This is a genomic window from Streptomyces sp. AF1A, from assembly GCF_047340315.1.
GTDB lineage: Bacteria > Actinomycetota > Actinomycetes > Streptomycetales > Streptomycetaceae > Streptomyces.
The window spans coordinates 39,465-56,039 of the sequence record NZ_JBLEBI010000028.1 but is presented as its reverse complement, the minus strand read 5'-3'; the positions used below and the strand labels follow the sequence as shown (position 1 = coordinate 56,039).

Annotated in this window: 16 protein-coding genes, 2 pseudogenes and 1 riboswitch; of the genes and pseudogenes, 13 read left to right on the top strand and 5 right to left on the bottom strand. The window is 73.4% G+C overall.

Going from position 1 to position 16,575, the window contains the following annotated elements; genetic code table 11:
• The 7 genes and pseudogenes from ACLU3S_RS11980 to ACLU3S_RS11950 all read left to right on the top strand — a co-directional run.
• Positions 1-343: pseudogene (locus ACLU3S_RS11980) on the top strand (histidine kinase); the annotation flags it as partial.
• Entirely contained in the window at positions 333-770 is a 438-nt protein-coding gene (locus ACLU3S_RS11975; RefSeq protein ID WP_413951761.1) for a roadblock/LC7 domain-containing protein, read from the top strand. The pseudogene ACLU3S_RS11980 and the gene ACLU3S_RS11975, both read left to right, overlap by 11 nt.
• Before the next feature lie 7 nt (positions 771-777).
• On the top strand, positions 778-1,158 hold the full coding sequence (locus ACLU3S_RS11970; RefSeq protein WP_413951760.1) for a DUF742 domain-containing protein: 381 nt from the start codon (positions 778-780) through the stop codon (positions 1,156-1,158).
• A gap of 102 nt (positions 1,159-1,260) precedes the next feature.
• A complete protein-coding gene (locus tag ACLU3S_RS11965; protein WP_413951759.1) occupies positions 1,261-1,893 on the top strand; it encodes a DUF4232 domain-containing protein in 633 nt (210 codons plus the stop codon).
• Positions 1,894-2,110: 217 nt separating this feature from the next.
• Complete coding sequence (locus ACLU3S_RS11960) at positions 2,111-2,899, top strand: carbon-nitrogen hydrolase family protein (RefSeq protein WP_413951758.1); 789 nt, start codon at positions 2,111-2,113, stop codon at positions 2,897-2,899.
• Between the two features lie 49 nt (positions 2,900-2,948).
• Positions 2,949-4,646 carry a flavin monoamine oxidase family protein gene (locus tag ACLU3S_RS11955; RefSeq protein WP_413951757.1) on the top strand — a complete coding sequence of 566 codons (1,698 nt, stop codon included), beginning with the start codon at positions 2,949-2,951 and terminating at the stop codon, positions 4,644-4,646.
• A 178-nt stretch (positions 4,647-4,824) separates the two neighbouring features.
• On the top strand, positions 4,825-5,481 hold the full coding sequence (locus ACLU3S_RS11950; protein ID WP_413951756.1) for a hypothetical protein: 657 nt from the start codon (positions 4,825-4,827) through the stop codon (positions 5,479-5,481).
• A gap of 45 nt (positions 5,482-5,526) precedes the next feature.
• Here the strand turns inward: ACLU3S_RS11950 and ACLU3S_RS11945 are convergent, their stop codons facing one another.
• The 3 genes from ACLU3S_RS11945 to ACLU3S_RS11935 form a co-directional block, all read right to left on the bottom strand.
• A complete protein-coding gene (locus ACLU3S_RS11945; protein WP_413951755.1) occupies positions 5,527-6,456 on the bottom strand; it encodes an LLM class F420-dependent oxidoreductase in 930 nt (309 codons plus the stop codon).
• 93 nt (positions 6,457-6,549) lie between these two features.
• The gene (locus ACLU3S_RS11940; protein ID WP_413951754.1) at positions 6,550-7,236 is read right to left on the bottom strand and encodes a DUF5995 family protein; all 687 of its coding nucleotides are present in this window, start codon (positions 7,234-7,236) and stop codon (positions 6,550-6,552) included.
• A 171-nt stretch (positions 7,237-7,407) separates the two neighbouring features.
• A complete protein-coding gene (locus tag ACLU3S_RS11935; protein ID WP_413951753.1) occupies positions 7,408-8,799 on the bottom strand; it encodes a uracil-xanthine permease family protein in 1,392 nt (463 codons plus the stop codon).
• Positions 8,800-8,920: 121 nt separating this feature from the next.
• Here ACLU3S_RS11935 and ACLU3S_RS11930 point away from each other — a divergent pair.
• Positions 8,921-9,094 (top strand): annotated as a pseudogene (locus tag ACLU3S_RS11930) (alginate lyase); the annotation flags it as partial.
• A gap of 98 nt (positions 9,095-9,192) precedes the next feature.
• A complete protein-coding gene (locus ACLU3S_RS11925) occupies positions 9,193-9,651 on the top strand; it encodes an acyl-CoA thioesterase (RefSeq protein WP_413951752.1) in 459 nt (152 codons plus the stop codon).
• Here the strand turns inward: ACLU3S_RS11925 and ACLU3S_RS11920 are convergent.
• Positions 9,611-10,825 (bottom strand): MFS transporter, encoded by a 1,215-nt coding sequence (locus ACLU3S_RS11920; RefSeq protein WP_413951751.1) that lies wholly within the window; start codon positions 10,823-10,825, stop codon positions 9,611-9,613. The two genes, ACLU3S_RS11925 and ACLU3S_RS11920, sit on opposite strands and share 41 nt — an antisense overlap.
• Positions 10,826-10,959: 134 nt before the next feature.
• Between ACLU3S_RS11920 and ACLU3S_RS11915 the strand changes: the two genes are divergently transcribed.
• Positions 10,960-12,627, top strand: coding sequence for an ROK family protein (locus ACLU3S_RS11915; RefSeq protein WP_413951750.1), 1,668 nt, complete (start codon positions 10,960-10,962; stop codon positions 12,625-12,627).
• Here ACLU3S_RS11915 and ACLU3S_RS11910 read toward each other — a convergent pair.
• A complete protein-coding gene (locus ACLU3S_RS11910) occupies positions 12,624-13,379 on the bottom strand; it encodes an SDR family oxidoreductase (protein WP_413951749.1) in 756 nt (251 codons plus the stop codon). The two genes, ACLU3S_RS11915 and ACLU3S_RS11910, sit on opposite strands and share 4 nt — an antisense overlap.
• A 352-nt stretch (positions 13,380-13,731) precedes the next feature.
• A riboswitch (FMN riboswitch) is annotated at positions 13,732-13,862 on the top strand.
• 159 nt (positions 13,863-14,021) lie between these two features.
• Here ACLU3S_RS11910 and ACLU3S_RS11905 point away from each other — a divergent pair.
• Genes ACLU3S_RS11905 through ACLU3S_RS11895 form a run of 3 tightly spaced genes read left to right on the top strand, consistent with a single transcriptional unit; the run spans position 14,022 to position 16,575 of the window.
• Positions 14,022-14,627 (top strand): riboflavin synthase, encoded by a 606-nt coding sequence (locus ACLU3S_RS11905; protein ID WP_413951748.1) that lies wholly within the window; start codon positions 14,022-14,024, stop codon positions 14,625-14,627.
• Positions 14,624-15,265, top strand: a complete 642-nt coding sequence (locus ACLU3S_RS11900) for a nicotinamide mononucleotide transporter family protein (protein WP_413951747.1) — start codon at positions 14,624-14,626, stop codon at positions 15,263-15,265. Before ACLU3S_RS11905 ends, ACLU3S_RS11900 begins: the two co-directional genes overlap by 4 nt.
• Positions 15,262-16,575, top strand: a complete 1,314-nt coding sequence (locus ACLU3S_RS11895; protein WP_413951746.1) for a bifunctional 3,4-dihydroxy-2-butanone-4-phosphate synthase/GTP cyclohydrolase II — start codon at positions 15,262-15,264, stop codon at positions 16,573-16,575. The genes ACLU3S_RS11900 and ACLU3S_RS11895 overlap by 4 nt, the downstream gene beginning before the upstream one ends.

Below are 16,575 nucleotides of genomic sequence, written 5' to 3'. Positions count from 1 at the left end.
CCCGGCGCCCGGTGCCGCACCCCAGGAGGCGGTCACGGCTGCGGGCGAAGGCCCGGTCCGGCGGGAACCGGAGACGGGGCGGGACGCGTCGGCGGTGCACTCGTTCACCGCCGACGACCGGGACGTCCGGGCCGTCCCCGCCCTGCCCACCCGGGTCCGCCAGGCCCCGCTCGTGCGGGAGCCGAGGGAGCCGCCGACGCGGAGCGAGGACGGGCGGGAGCCCGACGCCGAGGAGATGCGGACGATCTTCGGCGCCTTCCAGCGCGGACTCGACCGTGGCCGTAGGGGGCTGCCCGCGCACACCCACGTCGACGAAGGGACGGACACCGACGATGCACGCTGAGGACCAGAACCCGGAGCAGTCCGCCGTACCCGCCGGAGCGCCCGGCACGGACCTCGGCTGGCTGCTGGACGACCTCGTGGCGCGCACCGACCACGTCCGGCAGGCCGTGCTGCTCACCGCCGACGGCCTCCCGCTCAGCACCTCGGACGGCATGCGCCGGCGCGACATCGAGCACCTGGCCGCCGTCTGCTCCGGCTTCCACGGCCTCGCCCGGTCGGCGGGGGAGCGGTTCGGGGCGGGCGAGGTGCGCCAGACCATGGTGATGCTCGACGACGCCTATCTGTTCATCACCCCGGCCGGACACGGCAGCCGCCTCGCCGTCCTCAGCGAGGCCCGGACCGACGTCGGGCAGCTCGCCCACGAGATGGCCCTGCTCGTCCGCCGCCTCGGCCGCCACCTGGACGCCGCCGCCCGCACCACCCCGTGACGCCGCCGTGAGCGACGAGCACTGGTATGAGGACGAGACCGGGCCGATGGTGCGTCCCTACACGGTGACCAGGGGCCGCACCCGGCCGTCGGAGCGGCACGCCATCGACCTGATGTCCCGTGTCACCGCGCTGGAGGCGGACCCGCCCGGCGCCGGCATCGACCACGCCCGCACCGCCCTCCTCGAACTGATCCGGCGCGGCCCCCGCCCGGTCGTGGAGCTGGCCGCGGACGCCGACCTGCCCCTCACGGTGGTCCGCGTGCTGCTCGGCGACCTCGCCGAGGCCGGCCTGATCCGCATCGACGCGCCCCGCCGCCTGCCGGTCACCGGCCCGGCCGCCGAGCCCGGGCTGCTGCGGGAGATCGTGGAGCGGCTGCGCGAGATCTAGTGCCGTGTCACAGCCCCGTACGAGAACGGTGCCGACCGGAACGCGACCCCTGCCGCCGGGCTCTCAGGAAACGGAAAGTCACCCGACCACCGAGGGGGAACCATGCGCGTCCACAAGCTCTCGCTGCTCGCCGTCGCCGTCGTCGCGGGCCTGTCGCTCACCGCCTGCCAGGGCAGCGGTGACGACAAGGCCGCCGGCCCGACCGGCTCCTCGACCCCGGGCTCCGGCTCCCGGCAGCCGGCCTCGGCCTCCCCGGGCACCGGCGGCGGCAACGCGTCCGCCGGGGCGAGCACTGGCACCGGGCACTCGGGCGCCGGCGGCGCCTCGGCCGCGGGCGGCGCGTCCGGCGCCTGCAAGACCTCCCAGCTGGCGTTCGGCACCTCCGGCGGCATGGCCGAGGGCACGCTCATCGTGAACCTGAAGAACACCGGCCCGGCCACCTGCACCCTCAAGGGCTTCCCCGGCGCCGACCTGAAGAGCAAGGACGGCACCGTCAGCGCCGGCCGCAGCAGGCTCGCGGCGCCTTTGGCCGCCCTCAAGCCGGGGGAGGAGACCCGGTTCACCCTGCACTACCCGCCGAACAACTCCGGCGGCAGCGGCGAGACCTTCACCAGCCTCGTCGTCACCCCGCCCGGCGAGACCCACTCCCACACCCTGCCCGTGCGCATCACCGTTCCCGTCACCGACGGTTCCGGCACCGCCATCACCGTCGATCCGGTCGGCACCGGGAAGTAGCCGCCCCCGGCCGGGACGGCGGCATGCCCCCCGGGACCACCGCCGGCCCGGCCCCGCCGGCGGTGGTCCGGGCGCAGCCCGCAACGAATCGCCGCCGAACCCGCGCCGCACGCAACGAAGCGCGCATCGGCGCGCAACGGCTCCTCCTTGTCCGGCCCGGCGCGGCGACCGTACCTTCTAGGTGACCCCGAACGTCCCGTACCGGTGAGGAAGACCCATGCGCACCGCCCTGCTCCAGAGCTCCGGCCGCCCGGGCTCCGTCGCCGAGAACCTCGAGGTCCTCGACGCGGCCGCGGGCCGTGCCGCCGCCGCGGGCGCCGCGCTGCTGGCCGCGCCGGAGATGTTCCTCACCGGGTACGCGATTGGCGACGACATCGCCCGCCTCGCCGAGCCCGCCGACGGCGGCTCCGCCGACGCGGTCGCCGAGACCGCCGCCCGGCACGGCCTGGCGATCGTCTACGGCTACCCGGAGCGCGACGGCGAGACCGTCTACAACTCCGCACAGCTGATCTCCGCCGACGGGGCGCGGCTCGCGAACTACCGCAAGACCCACCTCTTCGGCTGCGCCGAGCGCGACCACTTCACCCCGGGCGAGCAGTCGCTCGTCCAGGCCCGGCTGGGCGGCCTGACCGTCGGCATCATGATCTGCTACGACGTCGAGTTCCCGGAGAACGCGCGCGCCCACGCCCTGGCCGGCACCGACCTGCTCGTCGTGCCGACGGCGAACATGCACCCGTTCCAGTTCGTCGCCGAGTCGATGGTGCCGGTGCGTGCCTGGGAGAACCAGATGTACGTCGCGTACGTCAACCGGGTCGGCCCCGAGGGCGAGTTCGAGTTCTTCGGGCTCTCCGCCCTCGCCGGCCCCGACGGCATCGCCCGCACGCGCGCCGGCCGCGGCGAGGAACTGGTGGTCGCCGACGTCGACCCCGCCTTCCTGGCCGCCTCCCGCGAGGCCAACCCGTACCTGAAGGACCGCCGCCCCGGTCTGTACGGCTCTCTCGTCTGAACCCCTCCAAGCCCTCCCCGTACCACCCCGTGCAAGGAGTCCGTACCCCATGACGTCCACGGTGCCCAACGCCGTCGAGCACACCGACGCGCAGCAGCCGCCGATCACCATGTTCGGCCCGGACTTCCCCTACGCCTACGACGACTACCTCGCCCACCCGGCGGGCCTGGGCCAGGTACCCGCGACCGAGCACGGCACCGAGGTCGCGATCATCGGCGGCGGCCTGTCCGGCATCGTCGCCGCCTACGAGCTGATGAAGATGGGCCTCAAGCCCGTCGTCTACGAGGCCGACCGGATCGGCGGCCGGCTGCGCACCGTAGGCTTCGAGGGCTGCGACGAGTCGCTGACCGCCGAGATGGGCGCGATGCGCTTCCCGCCGTCCTCCACCGCCCTCCAGCACTACATCGACCTGGTCGGCCTGGAGACCAGGCCCTTCCCGAACCCGCTGGCCGAGGCCACCCCCTCCACCGTCGTGGACCTCAAGGGCGAGTCGCACTACGCCGAGACCGTCGACGACCTGCCGCAGGTCTACCGGGACGTCGCGGACGCCTGGAACAAGTGCCTCGAAGAGGGCGCCGACTTCTCCGACATGAACCGCGCCATGCGCGAGCGTGACGTCCCGCGCATCCGCGAGATCTGGGCCCGGCTGGTGGAGAAGCTGGACAACCAGACCTTCTACGGCTTCCTGTGCGACTCCGAGGCCTTCAGGTCCTTCCGGCACCGCGAGATCTTCGGCCAGGTCGGCTTCGGCACCGGCGGCTGGGACACCGACTTCCCCAACTCCATCCTGGAGATCCTGCGCGTCGTCTACACCGAGGCCGACGACCACCACCGCGGCATCGTCGACGGCTCGCAGCAACTGCCGCTGCGCCTGTGGGAGCGCGAGCCGGAGAAGATCGTCCACTGGCCGTACGGCACCTCGCTGAAGTCCCTGCACGTGAACGGCGAGCCGCGCCCGGCCGTGACCCGGCTGCACCGCACCGCCGGCAACCAGATCACGGTGACGGACGCGAACGGCGACATCCGCACCTACAAGGCGGCGATCTTCACCGCCCAGTCCTGGATGCTGCTGTCCAAGATCCAGTGCGACGACGAGCTGTTCCCGATCGACCACTGGACCGCGATCGAGCGCACCCACTACATGGAGTCCTCCAAGCTCTTCGTCCCGGTCGACCGGCCGTTCTGGCTGGACAAGGACGAGGAGACCGGCCGGGACGTGATGTCGATGACGCTGACGGACCGCATGACCCGCGGCACGTACCTGCTCGACAACGGTCCCGACCGGCCCGCCGTCATCTGCCTCTCCTACACCTGGTGCGACGACAGCCTGAAGTGGCTGCCCCTGTCCGCGAACGAGCGGATGGAGGTCATGCTGAAGTCGCTGGGCGAGATCTACCCGAAGGTCGACATCAGGAAGCACATCATCGGCGGCCCGGTGACCGTCTCCTGGGAGAACGAGCCCTACTTCATGGGCGCGTTCAAGGCCAACCTGCCCGGCCACTACCGCTACCAGCGGCGCCTGTTCACGCACTTCATGCAGGACCGGCTGCCGGAGGACAAGCGGGGCATCTTCCTCGCCGGCGACGACATCTCCTGGACCGCCGGATGGGCCGAGGGCGCCGTGCAGACCGCGCTGAACGCCGTCTGGGGCGTCATGCACCACTTCGGGGGCTCGACCGACGCGGCCAACCCCGGCCCCGGCGACGTGTACGACGAGATCGCGCCCGTGGAGCTCCCCGAGGACTAGACCGCTCGTTCGAACCGGCTCCACCTGCCGGTCCGCGTCCTCCGCTCCGTGCCGCGCGGAGATCATGCCCCGCCCCCACCCCGTCCCGGGCGTGAAGGCGATGCCACGAAGCAACCGGGTCCTCGTATCGGGGCTCTGACGTGATGGCCGTCAAGGGCACCGAGAGGGGAGACGGGGCATGCGCTCATCCACACTGGCGCGGCGGGTCGGGCTGCCGATGGCGGCTGCCCTCGTGGGAGTGGCCGCCGTGTCATGTGACGGCGGCAGCGGCGCGACGCCGCGGGCGGCCGCGTCCCGTGTCGCCGTCGAGCACGGCTACGAGGCGGCCTACGACGCCGGATGGAGCACCGGCAGACGGCTCTTCGCGGACGGCGGCAAGGGCGCCGCGGTCCGCGAGGTGGTGTGGGGCGGCTGTGCCCGCCGGTCCCTCACGGCTCAGCCGCAGAGCGTGGTGGAGAGGGACCGCGGGGCCTGGGTGATGGGCTGCAAGCACGCGGTGGGGACGGGAGCGGAGCGTCGTCCGCCCGCAGGGCCGGTGACGCGCCGCCGGCCCGACCCGGACCTGCTGGCCCGTTTCCGCTCCTGGGCCGCAGAGATCGGAGCGGAGCAGTCCGCGCGGCGGGCCGCCGAGGCGGTTCTCGTCCACCTCGGCGACCGCGACTACGACGTCGAACTCACCACCGGCTACACCGACAGGAGTGCGAAGACCGACGTGAAACGGTTGGCCGACACGTTCGCGACCTGGTGGGACGGCGACGACGGCGACAACGCCACCGCCTGGAACCTCATCCTCGTGGCCCGGGACGGCAAGCGCCTCACCACCCGGAGCCTGTGAGAACGAAGGCACCCGGCCGGCCTCCGAAGGCCTGGGCGGCCGAGATCACACCCCGGCCGCCCTGACCTTCTCGTACACCTCCGCGGCGACGTCCTTCAGCTCCTCGGCGTCCCGCACGCCGCTCTGCAGGTCGACCAGGATCTCCTCCAGCCCGATCCGCTCGTACGCGAGAAGGTCCTCGACGATCTGGTCCACGCTGCCGTGGAACGGGCGCCGGCCCGCGGCCTCGCCGGCCCCGGCCGAGTAGCGCGCGTTCACCCGGAGCACCGTCCTGATCGGCTGCCGCCGGCCGCGCTCGGCGGCCAGGTCCCGCAACGCGTCCCACTGACCCGCGACCTGCTCGACGCCCATGGCCGTCGGCAGCCAGCCGTCGGCGTGCTCGACGAGCCGCTCCCGCGCCTTGCGGGTGCTCGCGGCCAGCAGGATCGGGATGGGCCGGGCGGGCTTGGGCCCGACGACAGCCGACGTGATCCGGCTGACGGGGCCGTCGTGGACGACCGGGTCCGGGCCCCACACCGCACGGCACACCGCGATGATCTCGTCCAGCACCCGGCCGCGCTCCTCGAACGGCCGTACGCCCGAGGCCGCGTACTCGTCCAGCGACCAGCCGGTGCCGAATCCCGCGATCAACCGGCCGCCGCCGGCCGCGTCCAGCGTGGCGAGGGCCTTGGCGAGCTGGAACGGCAGGTGCAGCGGAGCCACCAGGACGCTCGTGCCCAGCTCCGCCCGTTCGGTGGCCGCGGTCGCCAGCGCCAGGGTGACCAGCGGGTCGGCCACGTTCCGGTACTCGTCGGGCCAGGGCAGGCCCGGGATGCCGTACAGGCCCTGGGTGGCCGGCTCGGGGAAGAGGGCCCGCTCGAAGACCCACAGACTGTCGTAGCCGATGTCCTCGGCGGCGCGGGCCACGTCGGGGACGTCCCTGCCGATCGTGAACTGCTGCATCTGGGGAAGGCCGAGACCGAGCCTGATCGCCATGCGTTGCTCCTCTGCCATCGGGTACGTGCCGTCAACGTCCGGGATCAGGGACGGGTTCCGGCGAAGGCGCGCGGGGCCGCGGACCGAGCCGGCTCAGCCGGGCAGCGGGGTGAGCAGCATCCGCCCCGCGAACCCCACGGCCGCGTCCAGGCGTTCGGCGAACTCCTCGGCGACGTCACGGCAGTGGCGCAGCGCCCACAGCGCCCGTGCCGCGGCCCAGGCGGCGTCGCGGGCCCGCTCCAGGCTCCAGGCGCCCAGGAGATGGGTGAGCGGATCGGCGATCTGGAGCAGGTCGGGGCCCGGCATCACCTCCTCGCGGACGCGCTCCTCCAGTGCCACGAGGAGTTCGCCCACGCGGTCGAACTCGTCCTCCAGATCGGCCGGTTCGCAGCCGAGCGCGTGGCAGCTGTCGACCACGGCGAGCGCCAGGTCGTGCCCGATGTGCGCGTTGACGCCCGCCAGCGCGAACTGCAGCGGCCGTACGCCGGGATGGCGGCGGAACTGGAACAGCGGCCGCCAGCAGGCGGGCGGGCGACGGTCCGCGGCCGCCGCGTCGACCGCCGCCAGATACCGCTGTGCGAACCGCACGTCGAGCGCCGTCGCCGCCCGCGGGTCCGGGAACTCCCCGCCGTGCAGTCGCCGGTCGACCTCCTCGGTGACGGTGAGGTAGACCCGGTTGAACACGGCGACGCCGTCCCGGGCGGGCAGGGCCGCGTCGAGGGCGCGCATCCGGGAGACCACCGCGTCGACGGGCCTGGTGACGTGTTCCAGCACAGTCATGGGGGAAGCGTCGCAGCCCTGGGCCGGCCGGCGCGCCGACCGGCCCGGCGCTTCCCCGGAACGGGGGAACGGACGACCGCGGCACCGGTGAGAGGCGGCGGCCGGTCCCGGATGCCCGGTGCCGGGCCGCGCTCCGGGGCGGCGCCGGCGGTGACCGCGACCACCCCGGGGCTACGACGTGGCGCGCGGCGACTGGGGGTCGTAGCTGGAGGTGCCCTCGTCCAGCAGCGGCTCCTGCTTCTTCAGGTGGGCGGGGGCGAAGAGGCGCAGCGCGTGGTAGCCGGTGATCACGACGAGCGTGCCGAGCGCGATACCGCTGAGGGAGAAGGTGTCGGTGAACTTCATGCTGACGTTGCCGACGCCGATGATGATGCCCGCCGCGGCCGGGACCAGGTTCAGCGGGTTGCGCAGGTCGACCTTGGCGTTGAGCCAGATCTGGGCGCCGAGCAGGCCGATCATGCCGTAGAGGATCACGGTGATGCCGCCGAGGACACCGCCCGGGACGGCGGCGACGACCGCGCCGAACTTCGGGCACAGACCGAAGAGCAGGGCGAAGCCGGCGGCGGCCCAGTAGGCGGCGGTGGAGTAGACGCGGGTGGCGGCCATCACGCCGATGTTCTCGGAGTAGGTGGTGTTCGGCGGGCCGCCGACCGCGGTGGACAGCATGGAGGCGACTCCGTCCGCCGAGATCGCCGTGCCCAGCTTGTCGTCCAGCGGGTCGCCGGTCATCTCGCCGACCGCCTTGACGTGGCCCGCGTTCTCCGCGACCAGGGCGATCACGACGGGCAGCGCGACCAGGACCGCCGACCACTGGAAGGACGGCCCGTGGAAGTGCGGCAGCCCGATCCAGTCGGCCTTGGAGACGCCGGAGAGGTCCAGCCGCCAGTGATCGGTGACCTTGCCGCTCGCGCTCGTCGAGTGAATCCTGCCGAAGACCCGGTCGAAGGCCCAGGAGACGGCGTAGCCGAACACCAGGCCCAGGAAGATCGCGATGCGGGACCAGAACCCGCGCAGGCACACCACGGCCAGCCCGGTGAACAGCATCACCAGCAGGGCGGTCCACTGGTCCTGCGGCCAGTAGGTGGAGGCGGTGACCGGGGCCAGGTTGAAGCCGATCAGCATGACGACCGCGCCGGTGACGATCGGCGGCATGGCCGCGTGGATGATCCGCGCGCCGAACCGCTGCACGGCGAGCCCCGCCAGGAAGAGCACGGCGCCGACCACGAACACCGCACCGGTCACGGTGGCGCTCGTACCGCCCTGGGCGCGGATCACGGCGGCCACGCCCACGAAGGACAGGGAGCATCCGAGGTAGCTCGGCACCCGGCCGCGGGTGGCGAGCAGGAAGATCACGGTCGCCACGCCCGACATCATGATCGCGAGGTTCGGGTCCAGGCCCATGAGCACGGGGGCCACGAAGGAGGCGCCGAACATCGCGACCACGTGCTGGGCGCCAAGGCCCACGGTCCGGGGCCAGGAGAGCCGTTCGTCGGGTCGCACGACCGCTCCGGGCTCGGGCGTGCGCCCGTCACCGTGCAGCTTCCAGCGCACGCCGAGGTCCATGGTGGGTTTCGCTTTCTGTGTACGTGAAGACGTTCCGAACCATTGTCAGGGGTACCTGGCGGCTCTACGCCCACCCGGTCCTGTTCATGAATCAGATATATGGATGTGAATCTGCTCCGGCGCGACCGGGGCCGCCGCCCGGCCGCGCCCGGACCTCGAGTTCCTGCGGTACGCGGCCACCGACGCCGTGCACGCGGCGGCGTGGGCGGCCGTGCCGAAGCCGCGGGCGCCGCCCGGCGGAGACCTGTGGGCGCCGCGCCCCGTCGCCGAGCAGCCGGGCTCGACGGCGGGCTGAGCAGGCCCTTCCCGGCCGAGGTTGCTGAGCGGTCGCTTAGTATGGGGAGCGCCCGGGGGTGTCCGCACCCCGCCAGCGATGCCCAGGAGGCCCCGACCGTGACCGCCGAAGCCCCGACCGCCCCCTTCGTCTCCTACGGCCGGCTGGTCCCCGTCACCGTCCACTTCGACGACCTCGACGCGCTCGGGCTCCTGCACAACGCCCGCTACCCGCTGATGGTCGAGCGCGCCTGGACCCAGCTGTGGAACGAGCACGGCGTCCGCTTCGACGGCGACTGGCAGGCGGCGGGCGACGCCTGCAACGCCGTCCGCGAGCTGCGCATCGGCTACGAGGCGCCGGTCACCCGCCCCGGCACCTACGCCGTGCACCTCTGGCTGGAGCGGCTCGGCACCACCGGCCTGACCTACGGCTTCCGCTTCTGCTCGGCCGACGGGACCGAGACCTACGCCCGGGGCACCCGGGTGCTGGTCCGGCTGGACGCCTCGACGCTGCGCCCCGCGCCGTGGAGCGACGCCTTCAGGGCCGCGGGTCGGGAACTGCTGCGGCCTGCGGACTGATCTCCTTCCGGCCGCCGCGCTCGGCGGTGCGCAGCACCCCCGCGAACAGCGCGAGCCCGCACGCCAGCGCGGTCACCACGCAGAACGAGACCACGAGGCTGGTCGCCTGGGCCACCCCGCCGATCAGGCTCGGCGCGATCAGCCCCGAGGTGTAGGTGATGGTCGCCACGCCCGCGATGGCCTGGCTCGGATTGGGGCCCGCGTGCCCGGCAGCGGCGAAGCACAGCGGGACGACGACCGCGATGCCGAGCCCCATGAGGCCGAACCCGCACATCACCGGAGCCCGGTGCCCCGAGGTGACGATCAGCAGCCCGCCGAGCACGGCCAGGAACCCGCCGGCCCGCACGGTGCGGACCGCGCCGAATCGGTTCACCACGGCGTCCCCGGCGATCCGCGCCACGGCCATCGTCAGCATGAACCCGGTGGTCGACGCCGCCGCCAGGCCCGCCGAGCTGTCCAGCCGGTCCCGCAGGAACACCGCCGACCAGTCGAGGCTCGCGCCCTCCGCGAACACCGCGCAGAAGCCGACCGTGCCGATCAGCAGGGCCGAGCGCGGCGGCAGCGCGAACCGCGGCGGCGGCTCCTCGTCCTCGGCGGGCTGCAGGTCCAGCACCCAGGAGCAGACCAGCAGGCCGAGCGCGGTCAGGACGGCGGCGGTGAGCAGGAAGTGCACGCGCGCGTCCGAGCCGAGGTGCGCGGCGAGCGTGCCGGCCGCCGAGCCGACCAGCGCGCCCGCGCTCCACATGCCGTGCAGCCCGGACATGACGGATTTGCCCAGCAGTCGCTCTATCTCGACGCCGAGCGCGTTCATCGCGACGTCGGCCATGCCCGCGCTCGCGCCGTAGGTGAACATCGCCAGGCACAGCGTGTACAGGTTCGGCGCGAGGGACGGCAGCGCCAGCGACAGCGTCCACAGCGCCAGCAGGCCGCGCAGCGCCGTACGGCTGCCGAAGCGGTGGCTGATCCGGCCCGCCAGCGGCATCGCGCACGACGCGCCGAACGCCGTGAAGGCCAGCGCGAACCCCAACTGGCCCGCGCTCAGCGAGGCGTGGTCCTGGATCCAGGGGACGCGGGTCGCGAAGGAGCCGGTCACGGCTCCGTGCACGGCGAACACGGCCGCCACGGCGTACCGGGCGCGCCTGACCTCGCCCCGCGCGTACCCCACGTCACTCATGTCCCAGCTCCTCCTCCGGGGTTCCCCGGCGCGTCCCTGCCGCACGTCGCCGGTAAACTATCAGGGTCCCTGCCTGATAGATAGCGAGTTCTGCGACAGGTGACCCGGTCCGTCGATCTGGGAGGATTCCCGTCATGCCCGCATCACCCAGCACTGCCCGGGCCATCAACGACCGGCTTGCCCTGCGGCTGCTGCAGCAGGAAGGCCCGCTCACGGCAGGGCAGTTGAAGCAGCTGACGGGGCTGTCCCGGCCGACGGTCGCCGACCTCGTCGAACGGCTCACCGCCTCCGGGCTGATCACCGTCGTCGGCGAGTCCGGCGAGGTCCGTCGGGGCCCGAACGCGCGGCTCTACGGCATCGTCGCCGACCGCGCCCATCTGGCCGCGCTGGACGTGCGTACCGGGGGTGTGCTCGTGCTCATCTCCGACCTGGTGGGGCGCGTGCTCGCCGAGGCGTCCGTGCCGATCGGCGGGGACAGCGGGACCGGGCCCGCCGTGGAGCAGGCGGTGGCCGCGGTCGAGCGGACCGCCAAGGAGGCCGGTGCGGACCCGCTGCACACCGTCGGCATCGGCGCACCGGGCCTGGTCGACCCGGCCACCGGCGACCTCCGGGACTCCGCCGGGCTGCCCGCCTGGCACCGGAGCCTTGCCGCCGCGTTGCAGGAACGGCTGCGGGGCGCCCGCGTCACCGTGGAGAACGAGACCAATCTGGCCGCCCTGGCCGAACAGCGCGAGGGCGCCGCCCGGGACCGTGACACCTTCGTCCTGCTGTGGCTCGGCCACGGAGTCGGCGCCGCCGTCGTCCTCGACGGCACCCTGCGCCGGGGCGCCTCGGGCGGCACCGGCGAGATCGGCTTCCTGCCGGTCCCGGGCACGCGCACCCTGCCCTCGGCCACGGACTGCGGCGGAGGCTTCCACTCGCTGGTGGGAGCGGCGGCGATCGGGGCCCTCGCCGCGGACTTCGGGCTGCCGGTGCCCGGCCCCCCGGGGGGTCCCGGCGCGGCAGAGGTCGTACGGGCCGCGGTGCAGGAGGCGGCCGCGCGCGGCACGGTGCCTGCCGTCGTGCACGCGGGCGGGGAGCGCACCGGCGCGAAGGCGGGGAGCTCGCACCTGACGGCAGAACCAGCGGAGGCAGCCGCCGGCACCGAGGACGTGACCGCCCGCGCGGACCTGGACACCGGTGGGGCCGGCGGCGTGGGTCCCCCCGCCCGTCCCGCTGGCGGAACCCCCGCGGACACGGCTTCCCCGGCGGACCCGGGCGGTGGCATGGCGAGGGGCGTGGCCGCCACGGCAGTTTCGGGTGCCGGTGGGGTGGGGCCCGTGTCCGGTTCCGCGGATCTTGGGGCTGTCGGGGGTGCCACGGCAGACCGGCGTGCCGGCGCGCCCGACGGCACGTACGCACCCGTGGGCCCGGGTGCCGGCGGGCCCGGGCGCGTGGCGGGCTCCGCAGATGCCGGCCCCGCAGGGTTCGAGGGCGGCGGGACAGGCCCGGGCGCCGGCGGAGCCACGTGCGCGGCAGCCCCCGCCGTTCGCTTTCTCGAGGCCCTTGCCGACCGGGTCGCCGTGGGGGCCGCCTCCGTCGCCGCCATCCTGGATCCGGGGTGTGTGGTGCTCGGCGGTGAGGTCGGCCAGGCCGGGGGAGCGGTGCTCGCCGGAATGGTCGAGGAGCGGCTGCGGCGCATGTCGCCGCTGGCCACCGAGGTGCGGGCGAGCAGCCTCGGCGGGGCCGCCGTGCTGCGCGGAGCGCTGCTGACGGCCCGGGACCGGGCGCAGGACGAGCTGTTCGCGCCGCCGGAGCGCTAACGGCTCGTCGGCCGCCCGAACCGCCGCGCCAGGTAGTCCTCGAACGTCCCCTTGCCCACCGCCTGCTCGGGTGTCAGATGCCCGCCGTCCCGGAAGGCGCGATAGGTCCTGCCGAGCAGGGGCAGGTGCGCGATGGCCCGGCGCCTGCCGGTCGCCCCCAGGTACGCGCGGGCCAGCGAGTCGAGCGTACGGACCTCGGGCCCGCCCATGTCCGGCACCCGTCCGGCCGGCGCGGCGAGCGCCAACTCGGCCAGGCGGTCGGCGACTTCGGTCACCTCCACCGGCTGGTCGCAGACCCCGGCGGGCAGCAGCATCACGGGGGGCCTGCCCAGCTGCTGGAACAGCGTCACCAGCAGGTCGTGGAACTGGGTCGCGCGCAGGATCGTCCAGTCGAGCCCCGACCGCTCGATCTGCCGCTCCACCGCCAGCTTGGAGCGGTAGTACCCCAGCGGGACCCGGTCGACGCCGACGATGGAGATCTGGACCAGGTGGCGCACCCCGGCCCGCCGGGCGGCCTCGATGAGGTGGCCCGCAGCCTTCTCGTCGCCGCCCCGCGGACTGCTCGCGCAGTGCACCACCGTCCGCACGCCCGCGAGGGCGGCGTCCAGCCCCGCCCCGCCCGCGCGCAGATCGACGGCGTACGGCTGAGCGCGCCGGCTGAGCACCCGCACCTCGTGCCCGTCCGTCCGCAGCCGCTCGGTGACGTGCCGGCCGAGCGTGCCGGTGCCGCCGGTCACCAGGATGGTGGTCATGCTGTTCCCGTCCCTCCGGACCCGGACGCCCCCGGTCGGGACGCCCTTCTCCGATGAGACCGCGACGGCGCCCGGAAACGTGACATGCGCCGGTGCGCCGGGCCGGAGACGCCGTGGGCGGCCCGGCGGCGGGCAAGGGCCGTCGTCACCGCCGCCGGGCCCTGCCCGCACCCTAAAAGGACTAGACCAGTACGGTCAATGGGTCCGGACCAGCTCAACGCGCCCCTCCGGGACGGGAGTTGACCGGGCCGACTCCGTCGCGCAAGTCCAGCGGCACACAGTGTGAGCGAACCCACACGCTGTCCCTGTCTGGGTGCGCTCCGGGCATGGCACACTTGCCGTGTACCAGAAGCAGCGCACTCCGGGGTCGGTGAAACTCCGAACCGGCGGTTACAGTCCGCGACCCGGTCGCTTCCAGCGACCGGTTGACCAGGTGAAATTCCTGGACCGACGGTTAAAGTCCGGATGGGAGGCAGTGCGCGGCGGGTGGGCACGCGTTGAGTGTGCGCGCCGCCGTATCTGGGCTCGTCCCGTGTGGACGGGTCCTTCTCGGCGACGCCCGCGATGTGTCCTCGCCCGTTGATTCTGTCGTCATCGACAGGCCCCGGAGTCCGTGCCCCAAGAGGCAGGAGGACCCGGGAAGTGTTCACCGGAATCGTCGAAGAGCTGGGTGAAGTCACCGCCGTCGAGAACCTCGGCGACGCCTCCCGCTTCCGGCTCCGCGGCCCCGTCGTGACCGAGGGCGCGCAGCACGGCGACTCCATCGCCGTGAACGGGGTGTGTCTCACCGTCGTCGACCACGAGGGCGACGAGTTCACCGCCGACGTCATGGCCGAGACGCTGAACCGCTCCAGCCTGGGCGCGCTCACCGTCGGCTCCCGCGTGAACCTGGAGCGCCCCACCGCCGTGGGCGCGCGCCTCGGCGGGCACATCGTGCAGGGCCACGTCGACGGCACCGGCGAGGTGCTGGAGCGCAAGCCCTCCGAGAACTGGGAGATCGTCAGGATCTCGCTCCCGGCGGAGCTCTCCCGCTACGTCGTCGAGAAGGGCTCCATCACCGTGGACGGCATCAGCCTCACGGTCGTGGAGGCCGGCCCCGACCACTTCAGCGTCAGCCTCATCCCGACCACCCTCGGCCTGACCACGCTCGGCGTGAAGCAGCCCGGCGACCCGGTCAACCTCGAGGTGGACGTCATCGCCAAGTACGTGGAGCGGCTGCTGGCGCCCGGTCAGGGGGCCGGGCGGTGAACTCGCTCAACTCCGAGGCCTTCACCCTCTTCGGACAGCACATCCTGTGGTCCGACATGATCGGCAACATCTTCGGCCTGGCAGCCCTCGCCCTCGGCTGGCGGCGCTCGCTGTGGACCTGGCCGGTGCAGTTCGTGTCCGGGCTGGTCCTCTTCGCGGCCTTCTACGGCCACCTCACCGGCAGCGCCGGCAAGCAGGCCGTCGTCATGGCCGTCGCCGCCTACGGCTTCTGGCAGTGGAACCGTGGCCGCGGCGAGGACGGTGACGGCCACATCGCCCCGAGGTTCGCCACGTGGCGCGAGCGGGCCGCCCTCGTCGGCGCCGCGGCCGTCGGCACGGTCGTCGTCGCCCTGCTCTTCACCGCGTTCCCGAAGCTGTCCTGGGACCCCTGGCCGGACGCCTACATCTTCGTCGGCACCGTGGTCGCCATGTACGCCCAGGCGAAGGGGATGGTGGAGTTCTGGTTCGCCTGGCTGCTCGTCGACCTGGTCGGCGTCCCCCTCAACTTCGCCAATGGCTACGCCTTCTCCGGCTTCGTCTACGTCATCTACGGCGCACTCGTCCTGTGGGGCATGCGCGACTGGTGGCTGCGCTCCCGCAGGAGCCCGCGGCCCGTCCTGGAAGGAGCGCCGGCATGACCTCGGCCCCTCTGCTGTACGACACCGACGACATCGCGGACTTCGGGCTCGACCCGGTCGAGCAGGCCATCGCCGACATCGCGGCCGGCCGCCCGGTCGTGGTCGTGGACGACGAGGACCGGGAGAACGAGGGCGACCTCGTCATCGCCGCCGAGAAGGCGACCCCCGAGATCGTCGCCTTCATGATGAGCGAGTGCCGGGGCCTGATCTGCGCCCCCATGGAGGGCGAGGAACTGGACCGGCTGCGGCTGCCGCAGATGGTCGAGGACAACACCGAGTCGATGAAGACCGCGTTCACCATCTCCGTGGACGCAGGCGCCGCTCACGGCGTGAGCACCGGCATCTCGGCCGCCGACCGCGCGACCACGCTGCAGCTGCTGGCGAGCGGTACGGCGGAGCCAGCCGCCTTCGTCCGGCCCGGCCACGTCTTCCCGCTGCGCGCCAGGCCCGGCGGCGTGCTCGTGCGCAACGGGCACACCGAGGCGGCCGTCGACCTCGCCCGGCTCGCCGGGCTCCGCCCGGCCGGCGCCATCGTCGAGATCGCCGGCGAGGACGGCCGCATGCTGCGCCTGCCCGAGCTGATCCCGTTCGCCCGCAAGCACGGCCTGACGATCATCTCCATCGAGGACCTGATCGCCTACCGCCGCGGCAGCGAGCCCACCGTCCATCGCGAGGCCGAGACCCGCCTGCCCACCCGGCACGGCACGTTCACCGCCTACGGCTACCGCTCCGCCGCCGACGGCGTCGAACACGTCGCCCTCGTCCACGGAGACATCGGCGACGGCGAGGACGTCCTGGTCCGCGTCCACTCCGAGTGCCTCACCGGAGACGTCTTCGCCTCCCTGCGCTGCGACTGCGGCCCCCAGCTGGACGGCGCCCTGCGGCGCATCCAGGAGGAGGGCCGGGGCGTGGTCGTCTACCTGCGCGGACACGAGGGGCGCGGCATCGGCCTGCTGTCCAAGCTGCGCGCCTACCAACTCCAGGAACAGGGCCGCGACACCCTCGACGCCAACCTCGAGCTCGGCCTGCCCGCGGATGCCCGCGACTACGGCGCCGGCGCGCAGATCCTCGCCGACCTCGGCGTGCGCAGCGTCCGCCTGATGACCAACAATCCCGACAAGACCGACGCGCTGCTGCGCCACGGCCTGAAGGTCACCGGCCGCGTGTCGATGCCCGTCCAGGCGGGCGAGCACAACCTCCGTTACCTGCGCACCAAGCGGGACCGGATGGGGCACGACCTGCCCTGGCTGGACACGCCTGCCGCCGCTGCCTCCGCGGCCGCGGCGGCGTCCACCTGCGGCAACCAGTAA